This window comes from Thermoleptolyngbya sichuanensis A183 (assembly GCF_013177315.1).
Classification (GTDB): Bacteria; Cyanobacteriota; Cyanobacteriia; order Elainellales; family Elainellaceae; genus Thermoleptolyngbya; species Thermoleptolyngbya sichuanensis.
This window is the reverse complement of the sequence record NZ_CP053661.1, coordinates 5496254-5518781: the sequence shown is the minus strand read 5'-3', so window position 1 is coordinate 5518781 and position 22528 is coordinate 5496254. Positions and strand designations below refer to the sequence as shown.

Genomic DNA, 22528 nt, shown 5'->3' with positions numbered 1-22528 from the left:
GCTTTGTCTGCTTTTGCACTGCATTTCCTCTCCTCACCATGAGCTATTTCTTGTTGCGCCAAGTCACCTCTGGTCTGCTCGCCTTCGGCACCTTGGGTAGCGTCTTGCTGGCTGATGTAATCGTTCCTGCTCCTGCTAGATTGGGAACTCGCGGGGTTGCCCAGGCGCAAGACATCGAAGAAGTCAACGTCCGGGTCTATCGACAGGCTAGCCCTGCGGTCGTCTCCATCCAGACGCAAACTGGCACAGGCAGCGGCAGCATCATTAGCCCAGACGGATTGATTCTCACAAATGCCCATGTGGTGAGCAATGCTCGGCAGGTGCGCGTGATTTTGGCAGACGGGCGGCGGCTCGATGGCGAAGTTATTGCGTTTGCAGAGGGCGGGCTGGATTTGGCGGCGGTGCGCGTGCGGGCGCAAAATTTGCCGACGGTTCCCCTGGCCACTCCTGGCTCTGTAGAAGTCGGGCAGCGGGCCTTTGCGATTGGCACCCCCTTCGGGCAGTTTCAGGGCACCTTTACAACGGGCATCGTCAGCCGTTTGGATACCAATCGGGGACTAATTCAGACGGATGCCGCGATTAATCCTGGCAACTCTGGTGGGCCCTTGCTCAACAGCCAGGGGCAAATGATTGGAGTCAACTCGGCAATTTTTTCGCCACGAGGCACATCGGGCAATACGGGCATTGGATTCGCAATCTCGATGGATCGGGTGCAGCCGTTTTTGGTGGCCGTGCGGGAAGGCCGGGCCCCCCGCACCGCGCAGCAGGCTCCCCAACTGGGCGGCGGCCCAACTGCCCGACGGATTACGCTGAATGGCGCTCCGGTTCAGGGGGTATTGTCATCGAGCAGCGGTGTGTTGTCTTCCGACAGCAGCTTCTTCAACGCCTACACGTTTCAAGGACAGGCGGGGCAGGAAGTGACGATTGAAATGACGAGCCGCGAGGTGAATCCGTATTTGATTTTGCTGCGCCCTGATGGCAGCGACCTGGCTCAAGATAATGACAGCGGGGGCGATCGCAACGCCCGGTTAACCGCTGTCCTGCCGGAAACGGGGCTATACACCATCCTGGCGAACACCTTTGAAGCCGGGGAAACGGGTCGCTATCGCCTCAGTGCGATTACCAGCGCTGGCTCAGGCACAGCCACCACGCCCCCCAGTCCCAATACCCGTGTCCTGCTCCGGGTTGAGGGTTCCCTGGGCCCCAACTCGCTGGTTTGGGCAGAAGACAATAGCCTGTATCAGGAGTATGCGCTGGATGGACAGGCCGGACAAACCGTGACTATCACGATGGAGAGCATTGAGTTTGACACGTACCTGATCCTGCTAGATGCCAACGGCCGAGTCGTCGGGCAAAACGATGACGAATCTCCCAGCAGCACAAACTCTCGCCTGACGGTAACGCTGCCGCGCACAGGCACCTATCGCATCATTGCCAATGCTTACGATCGCAACGGGCAGGGACGCTACGTGCTGACGGTTCGCTAAGGATTTGCCCCAGGGATCAGCGCAGCCCAATCCACGTAAAAAAGTCTTGCCGAGTAAATAGCTCCAGCAGCAGCAGCGCCACAAAGCCAATCATGGCAAAGCGGCCGTTGATCTGCTCGGCATAGCGCGTCCAGCCAAACGCTGGCTCTGGCTGCGGCACTGGGTCGAGTGCGGGTGGATTGGGCTTGGGGGTTTCAGTTGTCATAGCGAATTCAAAGCACAAGAAAGCAAAAGAAATAAGTAGGTGGACATTAATAAATGGACATTAATAAATATAAAACCCAAAGACCCTGCGCTGCCCGCGCAGCGGGCGGCGCAGGGTTCAGGATCTGTTTTTTAATCTGGTCTATCTACTTAGTTCAAAAAACGGCAGGACTTACGCACTTGCGATAAGTTTTCTGGGTTTTGGACGATTTCTCCAGGTCGCAGCCCACGAGAAGCCGCCCAACTGCGTGAGTCCTAAACGGTTCAAGAATAGTTCAAGAATAGAACGAGTGGCAGGCTTGGATTCAGGCTTGGATTCAGACAGGCCTAACTCTGAGGCGAGCGACTGGGTGTAGAGGCGGATTCGATAGCCTGAACTGCTTCGATGAGCGATCGCACTTCGCCCGCACCCTCCGACGGCTCGAACCGCAGCGGCAATTTGCCCCGCACCAGCATCCGCAGCCCCAGCGGGCCAAGGCTGGCCAGCCCTTGCAGATCGCGGAACGAGTTGCCGACTACCTCCAGTCCAAAGCGTCGTTCATCAATCCAGCCGCCCTGTTTCACCAAATCCACAAGCACCTTGCGATGGCGCACCGATCGGCTGGCGCTCGCATCCTTTCGATCGAGAATTTCCTGCTTAATCTTGCTGATCTGATCCAGCGGCGCAACCTCCATCGGGCAGACGGAATTGCAGTAATAGCAGCGGGTGCAGGCCCACACGCCAGATTCGGGCTGGTTGTAGTCCTCTAGCCGGGCTTCGGTTTGGGCATCGCGAGAGTCGGCCACCATGCGATAGGCCTTGGCTAGGGCGTGGGGCCCTACAAAGTCTGGGTTGACCTCGCGGGCATTACACTCGGAATAGCACGCGCCACAGAGAATGCAATTTCCTGTTTGATTGAGGCGATCGCGCTCCTCTGGCGTTTGCAAAAACTCGCGTTCAGGAACCTGCCGTCCCGCCGTGCTGACATAGGGATCGACCGCCTCCAGCCCGTCCCAAAAGCCCCGCATATCCACAACGAGATCCTTAATCACAGGCATATTGCCCATCGGCGCAATGTGAAACGTAGGGATGTCCTCTGGCGCTGCCGTTGCCTGGTTTTCATGACCCTTTTGCTCAGCAGGGCGATTGGCGAAGCGATCCCTGTGGGAATCGCCCATAGCCGCAATTGCTTGCAGCCGAGCTATCTCGCCGCCGACACTCTCCTTGCAGGCCAGGGCCGAGCGTCCGTTGATTCGCATCGAGCAACTGCCACAGATCGTATTTCGACAGTTTTTGCGGAAGGCAAGCCCTCCATCCTGTTCCCACTTAATGCGGTTCAGGCAGTCAAGAATCGTATTGCCGGGGTCTACCTCTAGCTCGTAGGTGGCACTGTAGGGAGCCGAGTTTTCGTTTTGTCGCAGAATTTTGAATTGAACGCGCATGGGCTGTGAGTTGCGAGTAAGCGGGGAAATAGCGTCAGTCAAATCCTAGAAATTACCAGAAATTACCAAACGACATGGAGTAGCGAAGGAGTTGCGAACGAAAGGTGCCAACGGCAGCAGTTCGATACTTTCAGGCATGTAATTGCAGGGATGCAGAAGGAACCAACGGGAGCGTTTTGCCTACGGGCTATCCTGCTCAGAAATTTAGAGAACGTGTCTTAGTTCTCCTGCCACTATCCTAGTCTGGAACGAGAGATCGTGACTGAGCTAAAGCCGGACTTAAGGTCTGCCTCAGGTTTACTCCAATCCCTGCTCAATACCCACCTGCTCTATGAATGCATCTCAATCAACCGCCGAGGGCAAAGGGGGACAGCACTACACCAACGGGTCAAGAATGCAGGCAGAAAATACAGACGATCGCCTAATTTCCCCTGCTTTCAGCACTCAGGGATACCAATTATTAAACCGATCCGCTGCTAGGTTGATGAAACTTAGGGACAGGTTCAAATGCCACGTTGGGGAATCACTCTGCTGCTGAGGAGGGTAGGTAATACTTGTAGAAAAATTGCGACCTAATCCGGGCGATCGCCCAGATACTCGCCCAACCTAGTTCATATTTACTTGGTGTTTTCTTAGTCTTCATCATTTGTCAATCCTGCAAATAGGCTATCTCGTCAATGCCAGCAGTCTTTGATCAGCATAAGGACTTTCCAATATTTCTTGATTTCCAGGGATTCGACGGCATTCACAGGTGAATTCCGCATTGTTTGGGTTGATTGGGCAATGATTGAGCAATGCTAGATCACGAGATTTAGTTCACAAGGCAAGCTGCACTTTACCTCAATCCAAAATTCTAGTAAATTGAAAAACTGAGAGTTCTGCCTATATCAATCTGGTTCTAAGCTCGTAAAGCAGTCCCGGAATTTTTTATAAAACCTTGACCTTTTATTAATGCTTTAAATTGGGTAAAGCTTAAGGCTATAATTTGGGATATGTAGCTCAAGCCAAGCTCCCATTTTGTTTTGATGTTTTTCATGTTTGGTTTGGTCTGAAGCGTTGGGAGGCTAGATCGAGTGTCGTAATCCTAAATTAATGGCTCTGAGCAGATAGTTCTCAGGTAATTCTCAGGAGCTCGTTGCCCAGAGTAGTTTGATGAGATCAGCCCTTAGGATGCAGGTCAAGATAGGTTCAGTCTTCTCCAGCGATCAAGGAAATTGCTCGATCTCTATCAGGCTGAATCTTCTGGGTTCTGGATGGTACACAGGATAGCTTGTATCCTCAATGCTTTGGTGGTCAAGCTTGTGAAAATGTCGTCAAGCAAAGTGCGTCTGGCTCTAGCTACAACGCCATTGAGAGCTTTCAAGCCTGATACGGAGTCCCTTTCAATCTGTGCTTGAAAACCTCTCTACCGCCAGATCTTTCCTAGAGCGTTTTGGTTGGTTGGGGTGCGTTGGCCTGGGTTCAAAATTTCAGATCTGCGCCACTCTAAACCCACTCTAAACAAAGCGTCTCCACAAAATTTCTCAAGGGCGATCGCCCACGGCAGGTTTAAGTCCATCTCATGTGCGAGCCGTTTTTGAACATAGTCGTCTTGGAATAGAGGATGCTCTAAACGCAATGACAGAAATCGCGACATCTCCATTGACTGGAAAGGCGCTGCTTCAGAAGCTAAAAGAAATTTCGCATCTCAAGGCGCGAGAAAAAGCTATTCAGTGCGGCTATCAGACCGTCGGCAAAAATCAGCAAACTCGTGTCAACATGGCGGCTTTTTATGAGGCTCTGCTGGCAGCTCGAGGAATTTCCCTAGAAACCGGATCAGATCGAGACGGGCGCGGGCGGGAGCCGACCTATCGCGTCAGTGTCCACAAAAATGGACAGATTGTCATCGGTTCCACTTACACCGACAAAATGGGTCTGAAGCCCGGTGATGAGTTTGAAATTAAGCTGGGTTACAAGCACATTCATCTCATTCAAATCGACCGCGACAAGGACGGCGAAGACTCGGATGAAGAATAGTGCTGCTTATGTTTTTTGATCTCAAATTTGATGTCGAACTGTTGGCGCTGCTGAACTTTGGTGAGGCGGCGCTCTTTTTTGCAGTGTGGATAGGATTGGGGCTGCCGATTTTGCTGCCGATGGCGATCGCCCTCCAGTGGTGGCCCGGTAAACCGATTGCACCCGCCCAAAAAATTCCGCTGCTGCTGGGGCTATACCTGCTGGCTCCGGCAGCGCTGTGGGCCGTTGGGCAGGTAAGTCCTCGACTTTCGACCCGCAGCGGCTTCGGCATCTATGGTCTGGCCTGGAGCGAACCATTGTGGCAAGGGCTAGGACTGGGGTTATTGGTGGCGATCGCAGGAGTTGGACTATGGCTGGGGGTGCAGGTGGTGACGGGCTGGGGCTGCTGGCAAACCAAGCCGCTGAGCCGCAGCGCCAGCCGATCTCTAATTGCCGTGGCGCTGCTGGGGCTGGCCGTGGGGCTGGTGGAGGAACTGGTCTTTCGAGGATTTTTGCCGCTGGTGCTGGGCTTTGATCTGGAACCGCTGGCGGCTGTGGCGATCGCCAACCTGCTGTTTGCCCTGCTGCATCTCGTTTGGGACGGACGGGCAACCGTGCCGCAACTGCCTGGGCTGCTGGTCATGGGGCTCGTCCTCAGCGGAGCCTGCTGGGTCGCTGGAGGCAACCTGGGACTGGCGTGGGGGCTACATGCAGGCTGGATCATGGCGATCGCCAGCCTGGAGATTCTAGGCGCTCTAGAACCGACCGGACGAGTTCCTGCCTGGATCACGGGGCTGGATGGCAAACCGCTGGCCGGGGCGCTGGGACTGCTGCTGGTGCTAGGAACGGCGATCGCCCTTGCGGTCATCTTCCAGAACCCAGTTACGGATGGTTAACTGCAATACATTTGTCAAAACAGGCTGACTTTAATATTCGCTTCATATCAGGATGCTGACCCCTGTATCGTCGGCTGTGTGTCATCGTCATCAGCCCGCGCAGGTGTTTAACAAGAGCAGCCCTGAATCTTGCTGAGTCTTTTCCTGCCTCCTCACAAGCCTCCGGTTCCTCTGGCTAATCTTCACCAATTGCTGTTGCTAGTTATATTTCTTTCATTGCGAGCTATTTTCATTTTCAATAGCCTGCCGTTGACTCGTAACTCCACCTCCTAACCCATGTCACCCGAAGCACAAGAATTCCTCGGAACATTTGCCTCAGAGACGTTTTACTACTGGGCATCTGTGTTTATGCTGCTGATCCACGCCGGATTCCTCGCCTACGAGGGCGGCGCATCGCGCACCAAAAACGTCCTGGCCACGATGGTCAAAAACCTGCTGACGCTTGCCAGCGTTGGGCTTGCCTTTTTCTTCTTTGGCTGGTGGGTGTATAACGCCTTCCCATTGTTCCCCGTGACGGGCGGCATTCTCGGCCCCTGGACAAACCCTGAGCAAAGCGAAACGATCCAGTCCGCAATGGAACTGGTCGAAGCGTCCTACCCCTGGTCACCAGCCCTAGCTCCCAACACTGGAGACCATCTGACAGGGGTCTTCTTCTTTGCTTTTGCGCTATTCGCCATGACCACAGCCTCCATCTTGTCAGGAGCGCTGATCGAGCGGGTCAAGGTGGGCGCGTACCTGGTGCTGTCCGTCGTGTTGGGCGCGTTTACCTGGGTGGTCGGGGCGGCCTGGGGCTGGAACCCCTTCGGCTGGTTTGTGACCAACCTCGGCTATCACGATTTCGGCTGCTCGGCGATCGTCCACGGTATTTCGGGCTTCTTTGCTCTGGGCGTGCTGATTAACCTGGGGCCGCGGGTCGGCAAGTATGACGAAGCGGGCAACCCACGCCCCATCTTGCCCCACAACCTGCCGCTGACGATGGTCGGGCTGATGCTGATTTTTGTGGGGTTCTATGCATTTTTGGCGGCTTGCGTCATCTTTTTGCCCGGATACACAGGCGAGACGACCATCTACGGCACGCCGATGACGCTGGCCTCGATCGGCGTGAACACTACCTTGGCGCTGGCCGCAGGACTGGTGGGAGCCTACATTTCCTCTAAGAGTGAGCCTTTCTTCACGATCTCCGGCGGACTGGCAGGCATCATTACCGTGGGTGCAGGGCTGGATCTGTACCACCCGGCGCTGGTGATTGTGCTGGCTTTCGCGGGCGCATTTCTGATGCCCAAGGTAATTGTGGCAATCGAGAAGGCAGGCATCGACGATGCCGTGGGCGCAGTCGGGGTTCACGGCGTTTGCGGGCTGCTGGGAGCGGTGCTGACGGGCATCTTTGCGGCGGGCTATCCCCAAGGAGCCGACATTCCGCCCATTAATTTTGTTGGACAACTGATCGGAGCGCTGGTGTCTGTGGTGCTGCTGGGCTTTATCCCAGGCTACGGCGTAAGCTGGCTGCTGAAGCGGTTTAACCTGTTGCGGGTGTCGCGGGAAGAAGAGGTGATGGGTCTAGACATTGCCGATCTGGGCATTGAAGGCTATCCCGAATATCCCACCATGACGCTGATTTCCAACATTACTAAGGGGGTTGGGGGCAATGGCATATCCCAGGCTCCGACCTCTTCTGAGTTGGCGATGGATTAGGTTTAGACAGGAGATACACCCCATGAGCAGCCCGTTTTCTACATTTGAAGAGTTTTCCGCCGCAAAGGGCCCAATCTACACCTTTGCCAATAGTCCCGGCGTGATCACGTTTCTCATTTTGCTGAGCGCATTGATTTCGCTCTATTTTCTCTACGCCTCCTTTGGCATGAAGAATGAGTTTGCCAAGCCGACGGACGAGACGGGGGCGATCGCCCTGCTGATTGCCACGGGTGTCTCGGCCCTGCTGAGCCTCGTGCCGGGATATAGCCCCAGCCAGCGCCTTGAGGCGAATGACTTGCGCCCGACGGCTGCCAGGGCTCACGTCAGTCCAAGAGCCACGCTGCCCGGCGTGCTGATGGGACTGGTCAGCATGACAGGTCTGGCGACCGGTCGGAACAGGCAGCGCCCCAGACGGCGGCCGGCTCGGTCGATGCGTCGCCGCCAGGGTTAATCGATAGGCGGTCTCTGGGTTGAAATCCTGCCAGGTTGTGACGAACTTGGCAGGATTTTGGCTGGCGAGGCGGACTAAGATAGAAGGGCGCTTGGGCGAGTTTGAACGATTGACGGGTTTGAACGATTTAAACGAATCCTTGAACGAATAACGATTTGAACGAATAGCGGTGGTGAGGGCGAGACGCGAATCGCTGGGAACAGTGGGCACAGAGGGACAGTGGGCGATCGCCCGCAGTTTCATGATGCTGTGCTTTGCGGCGGCGGGGCTGCTGGTGTTGACCTATCAGCCGTCGCGCAGCCGCTCTCCCCGCGCTGCCCATCGCTCATCTGCCCCGCAGCCGTCTGCAACGGTTTCTCCCTTGCCGCCCGTCTCTCCTTCGGGCGACCTGCCGAGTCGTCCCGGTGGGTGGCAGCCAGGGGCGATCGCGCCGATTGTGCCCGTTGCTCCCCAGGCAGCAATGCCACCTGCTTCCCAGACAGGCTCAACCCCTTCACCCCAGCCTGCTCCCGCAGCAGTTCCTTCGCCAACGCCGCCGTCTCCCTCGTCTCGCCCTGCACCCTCTCCTTTGTCTGCGGCATCCCAATCGCCAGCTTTGGTGCGGGTGGGTTCTGCGTCTCGTTCCGGATCTCTAGCCCAGGAGCAGGCGGTTTCAGCGTCATCCAGGAATTCGAACCGATCTGCTCCTGAACGAGCGATTTCCGCAGAGATTGCTTCGCGAATCGCCGCCCTCGCCACGGGCATCCTGCCGCCCACTCCTTCGCAGGCTGCTCCTCGTGTCCAGTCCCGTCCAGCGGCGGATTCTCCCCCTCTGCAAGCCTCTGGATTTATCCCGGTGCAGTCTGCTCACAAGGTGCTGACGACGCTCCCGCTGCACACGCCCCGGCTCGTGGTGGATCTGAGCGATCGCCAGGTGTACTTTTACCACGGCGATCAGATCAAGGCCAGCTACCCCGTTGCTATTGGACAAGACGGCTGGGAAACGCCGCAGGGCACATTTCGCGTCATCGATCGCCAGACCTATCCCCTGTGGGAGCATCCCATCACCAAGGAGCTCATTGGCAACGACCTGCGCAACCCACTGGGGACGCGGTGGATTAGCTTCTGGACAGACGGAGTTCACTCGATCGGTTTTCACGGCACCAACCGCGATGACTCGGTGGGGCAGGCAGTGTCTCACGGCTGTCTGCGGATGCGAAATGCCGATATCGAAGCGCTCTACGATTCAGTCGCCTTGGGAACACCAGTTCTGGTTCGGGAATAACGCCCTAACGTCTTATTTGTCGCTTTTTCCTCGGAGAGAAAATCAATCATCCGGCTAAAGGACTGTAACCGACGTGTTCAACAGTGTAGTCACAAGTTGTAGAGACTCTGTGATTGACCTCTAAGGATGAAACTCGAAGATATTGCGGCGATTGAGCAACAGTTATACTACACCTTTGAAACAAAGGAATTCCTGATTCGAGCGCTAACTCGCAAAGCCTTTGCTCAAGAGCAAATCCAGCAGGGTGTAGCCTGCCAAGATCAGGAGCTTGATCGAATCCTCGGTGACGCAATTCTCAAGGCGATCTTGGTTGAGATGCTGATTCAGCAGGGCTGCAAGAGCCGCGAAGCCGTCACAACTGAAAAGAGCAGGCTGGAAAGCCGGGAGAATTTAGGAAAGGTTCTCGAAGCGATGAAGATTCAGCAATTTATTCGTCTCGGAAAAGGCGAAAAAAAGCAGGGGATTGGGAATCAGTCTTCGGTCTTAGGCGAAACCTTCGAGGCACTAGTTGCGGCAATTTATCTAGACAGCAACAGTTACGAAAAAACAAAAGAACTAGTCATAGATCTTTTTTCAAGAACCGCAGCAGCAGCGAGTTTGTAATCACGCTGATGGAACTGAGCGCCATCAGCCCGCCCGCCGCCGACGGACTGAGAATCAGACCCAGCGTGGGCAGCAGCACGCCCGCCGCCACGGGAATACCCAACAGGTTATAGGCAAAGGCCCAGAACAGGTTTTGGCGAATCTTGTTGAAGGTGGCGCGGCTAAGGCGCAAGGCGGCGCTGATGTCCGTCAGGCGATCGCCCATCAGCACAATCTCCGAGGCCTCGATTGCGGCATCCGTGCCAGAGTGCAGGGAAATGCTGACATCTGCCTGGGCCAGCGCGGGCGCGTCGTTGATGCCGTCACCCACCATGCCCACCCGCCGTCCCTGGGCCTGAAGCTGGGCGATCACCGCTACTTTTTCTTGGGGCAACAGGCCCGCCTGCACGTCTTCGGGCGCAAAGCCCAACATCTGGGCGATCGCTCTAGCGGCTGCAGGCTGGTCACCCGTCAAGAGGCGCAGCCTCAGCCCAGCGTCTCGAAGTTGCTGCACTGCACGAAGGGCATCGGGCCGCAGCGGATCTTGCATCGCCATGAAGCCCACGCACTGTTGCTCTACGCCAACGTAGACAACGGTTTTGCCCGTCGTGGCGTTTGCGCTAGTGTTGCGGAGCAGTATCGCCTGCGCCTGCTCGCAAACCGCCTCTTCTAGCGAAACGTCATTCTGCCGCAGCCAGTTTGCTGTGCCCAGGTAGACTCGTGCGCCCTCCACCCGTGCAGATACGCCCAGTCCGGGCTGCGTCTGGAATTCGGCAGCGGGCAACAGGGACAACGCCTGCTGATGCGCGGCTTGGCGAATCGCCGCAGCAAGCGGGTGAGTGGTTCCGGCTTCAACCGTTGCCGCCAGTTGCAGCAGCCGCGCTGCCGTCCAGCCCGCCGCCAACGGTACGCAGTCCGTCACCACCGGGCGGCCCTGGGTCAGCGTGCCCGTCTTGTCGAAAACGAGGGTGTCCAAAGCCTGCGCCTTTTCCAGCACATCGCCACCGCGAATCAGCAGGCCCCGCTCTGCCCCCAGGCTAGAGCCAACCAGAATGGCGGTCGGCGTGGCCAGGCCCAATGCACAGGGACAGGCAATTACCAAAACGGCGATCGCCAGCTTCAGGCTCAGCAACAGCGGCGACGGCATGGCGGCGTGCATCATGGCCGAGTCGCCAGTCATCCCCGTGTGGGCGAGGTGGGCGGTGTGGGCCGTGCCCAGCCCAATTTCATGAATACCCAGCGCGGCAATGGGGTCGTGCCAGAGGGGTAGCCCCACAAAATACCAGAACAGAAACGTCAGCAGCGCCAGCGTCAGCACGCCATAGGTAAAGTAGCCTGCCACACTATCCGCCAGCCGCTGAATCGGCGCTTTGCGGGTTTGGGCCGCTTCTACCAAGGCGATGATTTGCGCCAGGGTCGTGTCTTTTCCGGTGCGCGTGGTGCGGAGGGCGATCGCCCCGGTCTGGTTCACCGTGCCCGCTGCCACCCGATCGCCCGTCTGCTTCAGCACGGGACTCGATTCGCCCGTCAGCATCGACTCATCGACCGTCGTCTGGCCGACCGTCACCTCACCATCCACCGGAATTTTTTCCCCCGGCAGCACCAGCAGCCAGTCTCCCACCCGCACCTGCTCCGTTGCCAGCGTCACCGACTCCTCGCCCGTCAGCGTGGCCGTCGCAGCAGGAATCCGGCGAGACGTGCTAGGCTGCATCGCCGCCAGGGATTGCAGGGATGCGGTCGCCTTGCTGCGGGCCTGCTGTTCTAGCGTGCGCCCTAGCAAGATAAAGCCCACTAGCATCACGGGTTCATCAAAAAAGCACTCCCAGCCCAGCGCCGGAACCAGCAGCGCCACCAGGCTAACGCTGTAGGCCGTCAGCGTGCCCAGGCTGACCAGCGTATTCATGTTGGGTGCGCCGCGCCGCAGCCCACGCCAGCCGTCGATCACCATGCTGCGGCCGGGAAACAGCAGCGCCAGCGTTGCCAGCCCTGCATGAAACCAAATGTTGCTCAACCCTTGCAGCGTCAGTCCAAAGGCGCTGAGGTGGCCCAAAAACGAGAGAGCCAGCAGCGTACAGGCGATCGCCAGTTGCCCCATCCGTTCTCGCGTCTTGTGCTGCTGGCGTTCGGCGGGCGTTTCTGTCGCCCCATTCGCCGCCGAATCACCGCGCAGTTGGGAAGGGAACCCAGCCTCCGTAAGGGCGATCGCCAGCGCTGCTCCCTCCACGCCCGGTTCTGCCTCCACCAGCGCCATCTCCGTCACCAAGTTCACCGTCGCCGCCACCACACCCGGCTGCTGCAACAGTTCCGTCTCCACGGCCTTCACACAGCCCGCACACTTCATGCCGCCTACATCCAGCGTCAGGGTTTGGCACTCAGAAGATGGCACAGCGAGGGCTTGCGGTTTGGGAATCAGTTGCATCGGCAAATTTTACAGGCGCTAAGGATACTCACTCTACAAACTTACAAAGGGCGGCTTGGAAGGACTGAGGATAAGGGAAAATTTGCAAAATCAGGACACACCCAGTCGCCTTATCCACCAGAGGCCTCAAAAGCTCACAATTCTTCCCTTTTCTCTTTTCGTTCTTCCCTCTTCGTTCTTCCCTTTTCCCTCTTCCCTCTTCAAACCTCGCTGCTCAGCACCTACCGCAGGAGCCGTCCGCTCCAATAGCGATAGGCCAGATACGCGCAAGCCCCCGCCTGAACCGGCAGGACAACCAGCAGGCTCTTGGCAACAAAAGCGCTGTCTAGCGTGGAAAGAGAGCCAAAATAGACGGCCGCTAGGGGAACTAGAGCCACCATCAGCGCCAGTTTAGAAGACTTCACGGCAGAGTTTCAGTACAGAGGTAACGGAAGAACAGCAGCGGCAAAAGAGCAGCGGCGTGAAACCGCTTTCTCTATCCTAAAACCTGCGATCGCCAACTGGATGTCAGAAATCGCCAGCGGAATCCCAGAAGCCGAATCCTGAAAGCCGAATTCTGAAAGCCGAATCCTAGAAACTATCGGTGATGCCTGCTCCTTCGTCAGCGATACCCGAGTTGGAAAGCCCCATGACCTCCTGATAGGCGATCGCCACCGCACAGGCCGACAGGGGAATCGTCACCAAAGCACCCACCCCAAATAGCAGAAATCCAACAAAGTTCAGCAAAGCCAGCACAATCAGGAAAATGAACCAGGAAAACCAGTTTCTGGAAATCACTTTGCGACTCGACTCCATCGCATCCCAAAAATCAAACTTACGATCGACAATGAACGGGGTCGTAAACATCCAGGCGACCGCCAAGTAGATGCCTGGAAGCACGAACAAGGCAAAGCCAATTAATGTCAAAATACCCGTTACCAGGCTAGCCAGAAATAGTGGCAGAAAATGGTTAAACCCCCGGAAGAAATCGCTAAAGGTGGTGGCTCTCTGCTTCATCAGCTTGAAAGCCACGATGTAGAAACCCGCACCCAGTGGCCCAGACAACACGCTGCTGGCAATGCTGCCCAAAGGCTTGATACGCTCCGGCAAGACTTGCGGAATTATCGAAACCAATAACATAATCAGCGTAAACCCGAAAAAGCCGCCTGCGTTTTTCTTAAACAGTTCCCAGCCTTCGCCCAGGTACTTGCCAATGTCAACCGAATAGCCCGTTTGAACAACATCTGGAACGCTGCGCGCGCCGTTTGTAAACATGAACTTTCTCCTACTGGTTTCAGGTGAATCTATCAGGTGAATCTGGATAGGCGATCGCCCCTCAATAAAAAATTGCTGCTAAAAAATTACCGAAAACGATGACGCAAAACCATTGCTATAAACTGCGCCCATCATAGCCTAAGGTCAGATACCAACCAGCCTTTGTTTCTCAATGTTGCAGGCTTTTCTGTAGCTTGTGTTGCGGCTTAAGCGAAAATATTTCCTGCCCCACCCTCAGAGCCGCGTCCATCGCGCTCCCAAGGTTCTGGCAACGGTTGAAAACAGACGCTCAATCCGCCTTTGGCAGACTATGATTTAATAGATCGTTACCTGTGCCCATAAAAGCGACAAAGCTTTTGATTTCAAGCATTTAGCAAGGCCTCCATGCCCGATCGACTTGGCCCCCGCGAATCTCGCGATGCCGCGCTGATTCGCAGTGCCCCGTTTTTTGAAGGATTACCCGAAGAAGCCGTGGAAAACGCCACGGTTCACGTTGTCACGCGCAGCCATCCACCCGGACAGGTTCTGCTCCTCGAAAACGACTGGGGCAGTTCGGTCTATTTCATTCTGGAAGGCTGGGTCAAGATTCGCACCTACAACCTCGACGGCAAAGAGGTGACGCTGAATATTTTGGGCAAGGGTGAGCTGTTTGGCGAAATGGCTCCACTGGATGAAGTCCCCCGCTCGACGGACGTGCTGACGCTTGTGCCCACGGTGATCGGCAACATGCCCGCCCAAGACTTTGTGAAGCTGCTGAAGACGGAGCCAGAAGCGGGCATTCGGCTGGCGCAACTGATGGCCCGGCGGCTGCGGCAGGTAAACCGACGACTGCGGCTGCGCGAGTCAGATAGCCAGTCGCGGGTCGCGGATATCATCCTGTTTTTGGCAGATGGTCAGGGCAAAAAGGCCGAGGGCGGCATCGAAATTCCCAACTTGCCGCACCGAGAGCTAAGCAGCCTCAGCGGACTGGCAAGAGAAACCGTGACGCGCGTGCTGAGCAAGCTAGAGCGTAAGGGACTGATTGCCCGCGATCGCGACACGCTGCGAATTCCCGACATCGATGCGCTAGAGCGAATGCTCATGACCTAGCTCGTCGCATGAACCCTCTGTTGCGGCGTTTCTGTTGCGGCGTTTGTTACAAACCGTGGCTCCAAGCCTTGCTGATCGTTACAAGACTTGATCGAACAATCGCCTTGCGCGTAGGCTATCCATTACGATGAAATCCTGCGGATCCTTCAGATTGCCGCCCCATCTTCATTAACCATGCACAATTTTCTGCCGATCGCGTATTTCCGAAACCAGTTCGTTCCGTTTGCCGAGGCCAACGTTTCGATTGCGACCCACGCACTCCACTACGGAACGGGCGCTTTTGGGGGAATGCGCGGGCTTCCCGATCCGCAGAATCCTGGGCAGATCCTGCTGTTTCGGCTGGATCGCCACAGCCAGCGCCTTAGCCAGAGCGCCCGCTTCATGCACTACGACCTGCCCCCCGACAAAATCCAGCAGGTGATCATCGACTTTGTAAAAAAGAATAGCCCCACGACCTCTTTCTATATCCGTCCTTTTGTCTACACGTCCGATCTGGGGATTTCGCCCCGGCTCCACAGCGTTGAAAAGGATTTCTTTGTCTACGGGCTGGAACTGGGCGACTACCTTTCGCCCGAAGGCGTGAGCTGCCGTATTAGCTCCTGGCACCGCCAAGAAGACCGCAGCCTGCCCCTGCGTGGCAAGATTAGCGGAGCCTATATCACCTCATCGCTAGCCAAGACAGAGGCCGTGGAGTCGGGCTTCGACGAGGCGATTTTGCTCAATTCTCAGGGCAAAGTCAGCGAAGCATCGGGCATGAATATTTTCATCGTGCGGAATGGCAAGCTGATCACGCCGGGGTTTGACCAAGACATTCTGGAAGGCATTACCCGCGACAGCGTCATCACCGTTGCCCGGTCGCTGGGGATTGAGGTGATCGAGCGTCCGGTGGACAAGTCGGAACTGTTCATCGCTGATGAAGTGTTTCTCAGCGGCACGGCGGCCCGCGTCACGCCCGTTCGTCGCGTCGAAAACTACGAGTATTCTCCTCAGCGCCCCGTGACCGACCAACTGCGGGACAAGCTGACCGCCATCACCGAAAACCGCGATCCGGAGTTCCGCGACTGGGTGTTTGCAATTCCGCTGAATGCGTGATGGGTGGGTCGGAGGGTACGGAGAGTGCGCTCATCCCACGGCCCCCTGATCCTGCTGTGTTGGGCTGGCGATCGCCTCCTGGCACTGAGTACACAGCCCATAAAACTCCAGCATGTGGTAGTAAATCTTGAACCGGTAGGACTGATTGAGCTGCTCCTCTAGCTCATGCACCGGGCACTCGTCGATGGGGAGAGAGCTACCGCAGCGCAGGCAGGTCAGGTGGTGGCGATCTTCTTGCGTGGAACTGTAGAGCGCTTCACCTGTGCTGATTTGGCGGCTTTGCACCACGCCCTCTAGCTTCAGCGCTTCCAGCGACCGATAGACCGTCGCCAGCCCGATATTATGCCCCTCCTTTCGCAGTTCCAGAAAAATTTCCTGCGCTGAAACGGCCCGATTCAAGGTCTTGAGCAGGGTGAGAATTCGCTCTTGGTTGCGGGTGCGGCGCGTTCTCATGGTGGTTTCAGGGGGGATTGGGCAGTGCGGCAGCGTAAATGCGTAAATGATCGAGTTGAAGGATCGAGTTGAAGGATCGAGTTGCGATTCCGTCGGATCGTGCGTCCCGTTCTGTCTCATCATAATCGCGATCGCCCGTCCACTTGTGGAGAAACCTGCGGGGCGATCGCGCTCTAGGCGGCACCAGCGCTACAAAGCGCGATAAGCGCTATAAAATGAGGTGCGGGTTTGGCACGCTTCTGGGCTGAATCCCCGCCACTCTGCCGCATTGCATCCGCCCCCTCCCATGAGTCAGACCTACCAGGCTAAGGTATACGTCACCCTGCGTCCCTCCGTTCTCGATCCGGCTGGAACCGCTGTGCAGTCGGGACTCCAGCACCTTGGGTATGACAATGTGGGTCCGGTTCGCATTGGCAAGTATGTAGAGCTGACCCTCACCGCCGCCGACGAAAGCGATGCCCGCACCCAGCTTGACCGGATGTGCGACCAGCTTTTGGCCAATCCGGTGATTGAGAATTATCGGTTTGAGCTAACCCCTAACCCCTAAACCCCCATGAAAACTGGTGTCATCGTCTTCCCTGGCTCCAATTGCGATCGCGACGCGGCAATGGTGACCCGCGATTTGCTGGGGCTGCCGACGCGGATGGTGTGGCATGAGGAGAGTGACCTATCGGGGCTGGATCTGGTGATTGTGCCCGGTGGGTTCAGCTATGGCGACTATTTGCGCTGTGGGGCGATCGCTCGATTTTCGCCCGCCATGCAGGCCGTGGTGCAGCACGCCGAGCGGGGCGGTTTGGTGCTGGGCATTTGCAATGGCTTTCAGGTGTTGACAGAGGCAGGGCTGCTGCCGGGGGCGCTGGTGCGAAATCGGGATTTGCACTTTATTTGCGATCGCGTTTCGCTGCGCGTCGAGCGGGTCGATTTGCCCTGGACCCAGCGCTATGCCCCCCAGCAGGTGATTACGCTGCCGATTGCTCACGGCGAAGGCTGCTACTATGCCGATGCAGACACGCTGGCGGCTCTGGAAGACCATCAGCAAATTCTGTTCCGCTATTGCGCGGCAGACGGTTCCCTAACGGAAGCCAGCAACCCCAACGGATCTCTGGGCCACATTGCAGGCATCTGCAACCGCCGGGGCAATGTGCTGGGCATGATGCCCCACCCAGAACGAGCCGCCGACCCCGCCCTGGGCAACACCGACGGGCTGAAGCTCTTTGAAGGGGTGCTGGCGGCGCTGAGTGTAGGGGTGTAGGAGAGATCGCGGGACGCGGTTAAAACTGGCGGCGAGAAAAGATGACCGTGGCGATCGCCAGCAGCAGCGCCGTATACAGCACCCCGTAGGCTGCGTTGGCCCACAGTTCTGATGCAGGAGGCAGAGCCGCCAAGCCATACACTGCCTGGTTTTTCAAATTGAGCCGAGCCAGGTCAGGTAGCAGCAGGTAGAGTCCCTGCGTTATCCGCTCCATCACCGGATTCTGGCTGAGATTGCCCAGGCTGACCAGATCACGGCTAAAGTGACCCATGAGGTAAATGCCCACCGTAAGGGCGATCGCCAGCAGGGAACTGGTGAACACGCCAAACAAAATCGCCACCGCCACCATCAGCGAGAGTTCCAAAAACTGGAACAGCGCCGCAATCAAGATGCTCGCCAGCGGAAAGGGCGCTCGATAAAAGCTCACCACTGCCACGAAAATCAGCGTCATGGCGGTCACCAGCACAGCCAGCACGGCTGATAGACCCAAATGCTTGCCCAGAATGAATTCTGCCTTGCTAACGGGTTTGGCAATCAGCACATAAACCGTGCGCTTCTCGATTTCTTTGTTCACCAGGCCCGTGCCGACGAAAATGGCAATCACCAGCCCTGTCAGACCGATAGCCGCCAGCCCCACGTCTAGCAAAATCTTTAGCTCCGTGCCCGCCGCCACTTCGGGCAGCAGCGCGGCGATCGACACCAGCGCGATCGCAAACACGCCCAGCAAATACAGAATGCGATCGCGAATCACCTCACGAAACACATTCACGGCAATCACCCACACGCGACCGAGATTCACCGTCTCCTTACTCCCTTACGTCCCAAGCCCACTCGCCTGTCGTCTGCAAGCGTATCACCCATCAACCCCACCGGCAGTTCGCGCCGCATTCCGATTTTACGGCGGTTGCGCCAGCGAAATGCGCCGAAAGGGATTGCATTCCACCCGCGTCAGCGGCGCACCCGCTACCACTTCGCCTGCACCTAGCGGCGGCGTAACCTGAGAAATCAGGCAAGCCTTTTCATAGACATAGGGAAAATTGGTGCTGGTCGGGCCCGTCCAGAGCATCCGCAGCCGCAGGGTATATTCCGGCTCGCCCGGAGGCACCACCGCGCTAAATCGCCAGAGCGCATCCTCCGGCAATCCCCTGGTTGCGGATGGGTTTGCCCATGCAAAGACCTGCCTTTGCAGTTCTGGAATTTGCTGATCCAGCGCAATTAGCCAGCGCTCGGTGTCGCTCCAGGGAATTCCTTCCAGCGATCCCCTGATATAGCCCTCCACCAGATTCATCAGTAGTTCCGCACGGGGTACGCTGCGGCTGGGGTCGTGCTGCTCCTCGTCCAACCGCACCACAAAGGCACTCCGCCGAAAATCGTCCGACAACAGGGTCGGATAGTCGCGCAGCCAATCCTGCACCACAAAATGAAACTGAATCCAGCAGCTCATGGTGCCCGCCAGCACTGCCCGCAAGATCAGGTCTTGCCGCACCTTGGGGTCGGGGATGCTGAAGGTAAACCGGGGAAAAAAGTGGGGCACTGCCGCTGAAATTGCCGAAAAGATTGGCCAACTGACCCACGCCACGCGCCCCAAATCGCCCACCCATCCCGCAAACAGCACCACACAAGCCAGCGCCCCCGTGATCCACGGGCCAGTTTGGATTTCCAGTCCCAGGATATTCAGCTTGTTGCCCGACAGCGCCCAGCCAACCCCGACCGTCAGAAACAGCCAGCCAAACCGCGACAGCAAATCCTTGAGAATCAGCGTTTCAACCAGAATAGACAGCGCCCAGGAAAACAGGCTCAGTAGCACCAGCGTTTGCCAGGAAAACGTCCGGGGCGGTCGCAACTGATTCCAGAGTTCGTCGAGCAGTTCTTTCACAGAGAAACGGCCGTTGCCAATGGGTAAAATCGGTAGCTCTGGCACGGTGAGAGACAAACGGTGAGAAACAAAGGGTGAGAAACAATGTGCCAAGCCCTTCTATGCTACTGAGTTTCCATCCACAGCAGACACTTTTGCAGTTGTTTGGCCATCGTCGAGCGATCGCCCTGAGAGCTAATTTATGAAGCAAATCTTAAGAAGCCTGAAACTCTTGGCATGTGTGGCTTTGAGGTCATGTTTGCCCAGGAAAAGCGGTTTCTCGGAAATCCTTGATTAACAAGGCTTTCAGGCTCCTTTACAAATTAGCTCTGATAGCGGCGAGCAGGGGCTAGATCAAAAACTAAGTAGGTGGACATCAATAAATATAAAACCCAAAATATAAAACCCAAAGACCCTGCGCCGCCCGCGCAGCGGGCGGCGCAGGGTTCAGGATCTGTTTTTTAATCTGGTCTATCTACTTAGAGCGAATTAGAGAGTGTTAAGAGTTGGGGCGATCGCCCTTTGCCAGCTTGTTCTCGTAGAAGCGAACTGCGGCGTATCCCAATCCGTAGAGGAGTGAGGCATTGCTCCCAATGCTGACGGCTGGCCCGGCAAAGGGAATGGCTTCCACCAGGCTGACTCCCGCCTTCACCACGCCAGAACTGCTGCTCGACACGCCCCACAGTGTCATCACCTCGCCCCGCCGCGCCGGATCTTCTAGCTCAAAGCCATAGACAGCGGCGATTCGGTAAATCATACCTGCCTGGAGGGCGCTGATCGCCGCAATCTCAATGCCTAAAAGACCCAACGCAATTGGGGGTGCGATGTTGGTCGCCAAACCAATGCCCGCTGCTTTCATGGCCGTATCGGAGATGATGCGTCGCGCCAACTGTCGGGGCGTTTCGGCAGGATACTGCTGCTGGAGGGCGGCAACATCCGTCCGCACTTCCGTCAGGCTAACCTGCCCCAAGGATGCCAGCAGCCACTTTAGCCCCGGCACTTGGGTCGCGCCCTTAATCAGCGGATTTTCCGCAATCGGCGTGGCAATGCGGCCAACCGTTTCCGTACCCCGTTCAACCCAGTTGTGGGCATCAGGCACAACCGTTCTCACGGCCGCTTCCGCCGTGCTGACTGCGGTATCAGCAACGGTAGCAGCGACGGTACTGGCTGAAGAGACTGCGCTGGCGATCGCCTCGCTCACATTGTGAACCACATCTTGAACACAAAACCGGGAGTTCCCTGGCTCGGTCATACTTTTCCCTGGAGATTTTTCTCTTGAGAGCTATACTCTCAAGCTTAGGGGCGATCGCTCAATGCAGCATCCATCCTAAGACGCGAGCGCCACCTCGACTTTTTGCTGAAGTTCGCCCTGCTGGTATAGCTCGATCATCACGTCCGAGCCGCCAATAAATTCCCCATTGATATATACCTGGGGAATCGTCGGCCAGCTCGAATATTCCTTGATGCCCTGCCGAATCTCATAGTCTTCCAGCACATCTACCGTTTCGTAGGGCACACCGAGGGAATTCAAAATTTGCACAACGTTGTTAGAAAAGCCGCACTGGGGCATCAGCTTATTGCCCTTCATGAAAACCAGAATCTTGTTTTGGGCAATCAGGTCGTCAATTTTTGCTTTGAGTTCTGGAGTCATGGTCTTGTGTAGAAAAAGTTTTGAAGAGTTGGGAAGGATACAGAGTTCAAATGCGTGGCTTTCTCAAGTTCCGCATCCTGCTAACCACCCTGCTAGCTAACCATCCTGCTAACAGTGTAGCGGGGAGGCTCAACTCTGCGAACCTCCCCGCGCTCATTTCGGCTGGGTTATGAAGCCTGCCCTGCGGCCCAGGATTCGGGCGTATAGGTCTTCAGCGAGAGAGCGTGAATGGCTTCCGATGCCATCGCCGGGCCAACCGCACGATACACCAACTGGTGCTGCTGAATCAGGCTCTTACCCTCAAATGCTGAAGACACCACAATCGCTTGATAGTGGTCGCCACCGCCCGTCAAGTCTTGAATCTGCACCTGCGCGTCGGGCATCGCTTCCTTAATCATTGCCTCTACTTGGCTGGGACTAATCATCTCCGCGCTCCTTACTGTGCTGTCTAAAGCATTGTGCTGCCTTAAAGCATTGTGCGTCCTAAAGCCAAGCGACCCCATAGGCAGTCTCAAACGCTGCCTCAAGAGCCGCTCCAAGAAACTGCTGATCCTGCCTTCCAACCACCTTCCTACTGACGAGGCGCAGTGGAGGTCGAAGCCGGATCTTGGCTGCGCGGGAAGGGCGAATCAACAAAGCCCAGTTCATAAAGCTGGCGATAGGCCCGCTGCCCTAAATCGCGAGTGGGATTTTGGCTACGAACGATTTGCACCAGCAGCGGCACGGCCAGGTCAGGCTTGTTTTGGGCGCGGTGAACCAGGGCAAGCTGATAGGTGGCTTCATCCCGCAGTTGAGCTGTTTCCAGAGCGCTGCGGCGCTGGCTGTCAGCGATGCGGTTATCAATCGCTGTAAAGCTGCTATGTAGCTCTTGGTAGAAGTTAGACAGTTGGTTAAAGACCTGACGGGCTTCTTGCAGTCGCCGCACGGCCAGATCATAGTTTTGCACGGCTACCGCAGCGCGGGCTTCTTCCATCATCCGTTGGCCCGCCCGCACGCTCAACAGGCTGCCATCCTGAGCCAGCGGGCGCAGGTCATCGGGGTTTCTAGGCGTAACATTGGGAGCCGGAAGGCTGGGGTTTGCAGGGGTAACCGGCTCAAGCTGCTGCAAGCCCGCATCGGGGTCAGCAGGGCTGGGCGTTTGGGCGACACCGACGCTTGGAACGAGCGCAGTCGCAACTGCGGCGGGCATCGCCAAAAGCCAGGTCAAAGAGCGTGGACAAAGGGCGTTGAAAGATACCATGGGCCTCTGCGTAGACTTGAGAAGTTTGAAGAGAATAGACGTGAGCCTGACCAAATGCACCTGCGAATGCACAGAGTAAATACTACCACTCGGATGCTTTGTCTATTTATTTTTGCTTAAACTTCGTGACCAAAAAGCACCGAAGTCACCCAGTTGTGCTATGTACTGGAGGTTCGCTGTTATCTTGCGCTGCCTTAATTAAATCTGCCGTAAATCTGCCGTTTAAGTTC

General features: G+C 56.6%; 23 protein-coding genes. 11 read left to right on the top strand and 12 right to left on the bottom strand.

The features are described from left to right. Positions 1-38: 38 nt before the first annotated feature. On the top strand, positions 39-1487 hold the full coding sequence (locus HPC62_RS22915; protein ID WP_172358679.1) for a trypsin-like peptidase domain-containing protein: 1449 nt from the start codon (positions 39-41) through the stop codon (positions 1485-1487). A 16-nt stretch (positions 1488-1503) separates the two neighbouring features. On the opposite strand, the gene HPC62_RS22910 is transcribed toward HPC62_RS22915, so the two are convergent. Together HPC62_RS22910 and HPC62_RS22905 are read right to left on the bottom strand one after the other, a co-directional pair. Further along, positions 1504-1692: a chlorophyll a/b-binding protein gene (locus tag HPC62_RS22910; protein WP_068508548.1), complete on the bottom strand. Its 189-nt coding sequence runs from the start codon at positions 1690-1692 to the stop codon at positions 1504-1506. A 326-nt stretch (positions 1693-2018) separates the two neighbouring features. Next, complete coding sequence (locus HPC62_RS22905) at positions 2019-3113, bottom strand: succinate dehydrogenase/fumarate reductase iron-sulfur subunit (protein ID WP_172358678.1); 1095 nt, start codon at positions 3111-3113, stop codon at positions 2019-2021. A gap of 1617 nt (positions 3114-4730) precedes the next feature. Here HPC62_RS22905 and HPC62_RS22900 point away from each other — a divergent pair. The 6 genes from HPC62_RS22900 (at position 4731) to HPC62_RS22875 (ending at position 10014) form a co-directional block, all read left to right on the top strand. Next, positions 4731-5129: an AbrB family transcriptional regulator gene (locus HPC62_RS22900; protein ID WP_172358677.1), complete on the top strand. Its 399-nt coding sequence runs from the start codon at positions 4731-4733 to the stop codon at positions 5127-5129. 8 nt (positions 5130-5137) lie between these two features. Further along, entirely contained in the window at positions 5138-6004 is an 867-nt protein-coding gene (locus tag HPC62_RS22895; protein ID WP_172358676.1) for a CPBP family intramembrane glutamic endopeptidase, read from the top strand. A gap of 276 nt (positions 6005-6280) precedes the next feature. Continuing rightward, positions 6281-7696 (top strand): ammonium transporter, encoded by a 1416-nt coding sequence (locus tag HPC62_RS22890; RefSeq protein ID WP_172358675.1) that lies wholly within the window; start codon positions 6281-6283, stop codon positions 7694-7696. Positions 7697-7718: 22 nt separating this feature from the next. Then, positions 7719-8147: a hypothetical protein gene (locus HPC62_RS22885; protein WP_172358674.1), complete on the top strand. Its 429-nt coding sequence runs from the start codon at positions 7719-7721 to the stop codon at positions 8145-8147. A 169-nt stretch (positions 8148-8316) separates the two neighbouring features. Further along, entirely contained in the window at positions 8317-9411 is a 1095-nt protein-coding gene (locus HPC62_RS23255) for a L,D-transpeptidase (protein ID WP_225910589.1), read from the top strand. 126 nt (positions 9412-9537) lie between these two features. Next, positions 9538-10014, top strand: coding sequence for a ribonuclease III domain-containing protein (locus tag HPC62_RS22875; RefSeq protein WP_172358673.1), 477 nt, complete (start codon positions 9538-9540; stop codon positions 10012-10014). On the opposite strand, the gene HPC62_RS22870 is transcribed toward HPC62_RS22875, so the two are convergent. The 3 genes from HPC62_RS22870 to HPC62_RS22860 all read right to left on the bottom strand — a co-directional run bounded on the left by HPC62_RS22870 (position 9971) and on the right by HPC62_RS22860 (position 13666). Next, positions 9971-12412, bottom strand: coding sequence for a heavy metal translocating P-type ATPase (locus HPC62_RS22870; protein ID WP_172358672.1), 2442 nt, complete (start codon positions 12410-12412; stop codon positions 9971-9973). The genes HPC62_RS22875 and HPC62_RS22870 overlap by 44 nt on opposite strands. Before the next feature lie 221 nt (positions 12413-12633). Then, positions 12634-12816 carry a hypothetical protein gene (locus HPC62_RS22865; RefSeq protein WP_172358671.1) on the bottom strand — a complete coding sequence of 61 codons (183 nt, stop codon included), beginning with the start codon at positions 12814-12816 and terminating at the stop codon, positions 12634-12636. Positions 12817-12982: 166 nt separating this feature from the next. Beyond that, on the bottom strand, positions 12983-13666 hold the full coding sequence (locus HPC62_RS22860) for a DUF2189 domain-containing protein (RefSeq protein WP_205370879.1): 684 nt from the start codon (positions 13664-13666) through the stop codon (positions 12983-12985). Positions 13667-14050: 384 nt separating this feature from the next. On the opposite strand from HPC62_RS22860, the gene HPC62_RS22855 reads away from it, so the two are divergent. Next, entirely contained in the window at positions 14051-14755 is a 705-nt protein-coding gene (locus tag HPC62_RS22855) for a Crp/Fnr family transcriptional regulator (protein ID WP_172358670.1), read from the top strand. Between the two features lie 174 nt (positions 14756-14929). Then, on the top strand, positions 14930-15847 hold the full coding sequence (locus tag HPC62_RS22850; protein WP_172358669.1) for a branched-chain amino acid transaminase: 918 nt from the start codon (positions 14930-14932) through the stop codon (positions 15845-15847). A 30-nt stretch (positions 15848-15877) separates the two neighbouring features. On the opposite strand, the gene HPC62_RS22845 is transcribed toward HPC62_RS22850, so the two are convergent. Further along, a complete protein-coding gene (locus HPC62_RS22845; protein ID WP_172358668.1) occupies positions 15878-16300 on the bottom strand; it encodes a Fur family transcriptional regulator in 423 nt (140 codons plus the stop codon). 286 nt (positions 16301-16586) lie between these two features. Here HPC62_RS22845 and purS point away from each other — a divergent pair, with 286 nt between their 5' ends. Both purS and purQ read left to right on the top strand, forming a co-directional pair. Beyond that, positions 16587-16847 (top strand): phosphoribosylformylglycinamidine synthase subunit PurS, encoded by a 261-nt coding sequence (gene purS / locus HPC62_RS22840; protein WP_172358667.1) that lies wholly within the window; start codon positions 16587-16589, stop codon positions 16845-16847. Positions 16848-16853: 6 nt separating this feature from the next. After that, positions 16854-17552, top strand: a complete 699-nt coding sequence (gene purQ, locus HPC62_RS22835; RefSeq protein WP_172358666.1) for a phosphoribosylformylglycinamidine synthase subunit PurQ — start codon at positions 16854-16856, stop codon at positions 17550-17552. Between the two features lie 19 nt (positions 17553-17571). Here the strand turns inward: purQ and HPC62_RS22830 are convergent, their stop codons facing one another. The 6 genes from HPC62_RS22830 to HPC62_RS22805 form a co-directional block, all read right to left on the bottom strand. Next, a complete protein-coding gene (locus HPC62_RS22830) occupies positions 17572-18351 on the bottom strand; it encodes an ABC transporter permease (protein WP_172358665.1) in 780 nt (259 codons plus the stop codon). 96 nt (positions 18352-18447) lie between these two features. Further along, positions 18448-19485, bottom strand: coding sequence for a DUF5357 family protein (locus HPC62_RS22825; RefSeq protein WP_172358664.1), 1038 nt, complete (start codon positions 19483-19485; stop codon positions 18448-18450). Between the two features lie 421 nt (positions 19486-19906). Then, positions 19907-20659 carry a hypothetical protein gene (locus HPC62_RS22820; protein WP_205370880.1) on the bottom strand — a complete coding sequence of 251 codons (753 nt, stop codon included), beginning with the start codon at positions 20657-20659 and terminating at the stop codon, positions 19907-19909. A gap of 75 nt (positions 20660-20734) precedes the next feature. Continuing rightward, a complete protein-coding gene (grxD, locus tag HPC62_RS22815) occupies positions 20735-21058 on the bottom strand; it encodes a Grx4 family monothiol glutaredoxin (protein WP_172358663.1) in 324 nt (107 codons plus the stop codon). A 167-nt stretch (positions 21059-21225) separates the two neighbouring features. Then, positions 21226-21483, bottom strand: a complete 258-nt coding sequence (locus tag HPC62_RS22810; RefSeq protein WP_172358662.1) for a BolA family protein — start codon at positions 21481-21483, stop codon at positions 21226-21228. Positions 21484-21629: 146 nt separating this feature from the next. After that, a complete protein-coding gene (locus HPC62_RS22805; RefSeq protein WP_172358661.1) occupies positions 21630-22247 on the bottom strand; it encodes a hypothetical protein in 618 nt (205 codons plus the stop codon). Positions 22248-22528 lie beyond the last annotated feature (281 nt).

Coding starts and splice junctions, on each gene's coding strand:
- HPC62_RS22905 (WP_172358678.1), bottom strand. CDS start 3,113: ATGCGCGTTCAATTCAAAATTCTGCGACAAAACGAAAACTCGGCTCCC.
- grxD (WP_172358663.1), bottom strand. CDS start 21,058: ATGACTCCAGAACTCAAAGCAAAAATTGACGACCTGATTGCCCAAAAC.
- HPC62_RS22810 (WP_172358662.1), bottom strand. CDS start 21,483: ATGATTAGTCCCAGCCAAGTAGAGGCAATGATTAAGGAAGCGATGCCC.
- HPC62_RS22915 (WP_172358679.1), top strand. CDS start 39: ATGAGCTATTTCTTGTTGCGCCAAGTCACCTCTGGTCTGCTCGCCTTC.
- HPC62_RS22890 (WP_172358675.1), top strand. CDS start 6,281: ATGTCACCCGAAGCACAAGAATTCCTCGGAACATTTGCCTCAGAGACG.
- HPC62_RS22860 (WP_205370879.1), bottom strand. CDS start 13,666: ATGTTTACAAACGGCGCGCGCAGCGTTCCAGATGTTGTTCAAACGGGC.
- HPC62_RS22850 (WP_172358669.1), top strand. CDS start 14,930: ATGCACAATTTTCTGCCGATCGCGTATTTCCGAAACCAGTTCGTTCCG.
- HPC62_RS22855 (WP_172358670.1), top strand. CDS start 14,051: ATGCCCGATCGACTTGGCCCCCGCGAATCTCGCGATGCCGCGCTGATT.
- HPC62_RS22870 (WP_172358672.1), bottom strand. CDS start 12,412: ATGCAACTGATTCCCAAACCGCAAGCCCTCGCTGTGCCATCTTCTGAG.
- HPC62_RS22885 (WP_172358674.1), top strand. CDS start 7,719: ATGAGCAGCCCGTTTTCTACATTTGAAGAGTTTTCCGCCGCAAAGGGC.
- purQ (WP_172358666.1), top strand. CDS start 16,854: ATGAAAACTGGTGTCATCGTCTTCCCTGGCTCCAATTGCGATCGCGAC.
- HPC62_RS22910 (WP_068508548.1), bottom strand. CDS start 1,692: ATGACAACTGAAACCCCCAAGCCCAATCCACCCGCACTCGACCCAGTG.
- HPC62_RS22820 (WP_205370880.1), bottom strand. CDS start 20,659: ATGACCGAGCCAGGGAACTCCCGGTTTTGTGTTCAAGATGTGGTTCAC.
- HPC62_RS22900 (WP_172358677.1), top strand. CDS start 4,731: ATGACAGAAATCGCGACATCTCCATTGACTGGAAAGGCGCTGCTTCAG.
- HPC62_RS22805 (WP_172358661.1), bottom strand. CDS start 22,247: ATGCCCGCCGCAGTTGCGACTGCGCTCGTTCCAAGCGTCGGTGTCGCC.
- HPC62_RS22875 (WP_172358673.1), top strand. CDS start 9,538: ATGAAACTCGAAGATATTGCGGCGATTGAGCAACAGTTATACTACACC.
- HPC62_RS22845 (WP_172358668.1), bottom strand. CDS start 16,300: ATGAGAACGCGCCGCACCCGCAACCAAGAGCGAATTCTCACCCTGCTC.
- HPC62_RS22895 (WP_172358676.1), top strand. CDS start 5,138: ATGTTTTTTGATCTCAAATTTGATGTCGAACTGTTGGCGCTGCTGAAC.
- purS (WP_172358667.1), top strand. CDS start 16,587: ATGAGTCAGACCTACCAGGCTAAGGTATACGTCACCCTGCGTCCCTCC.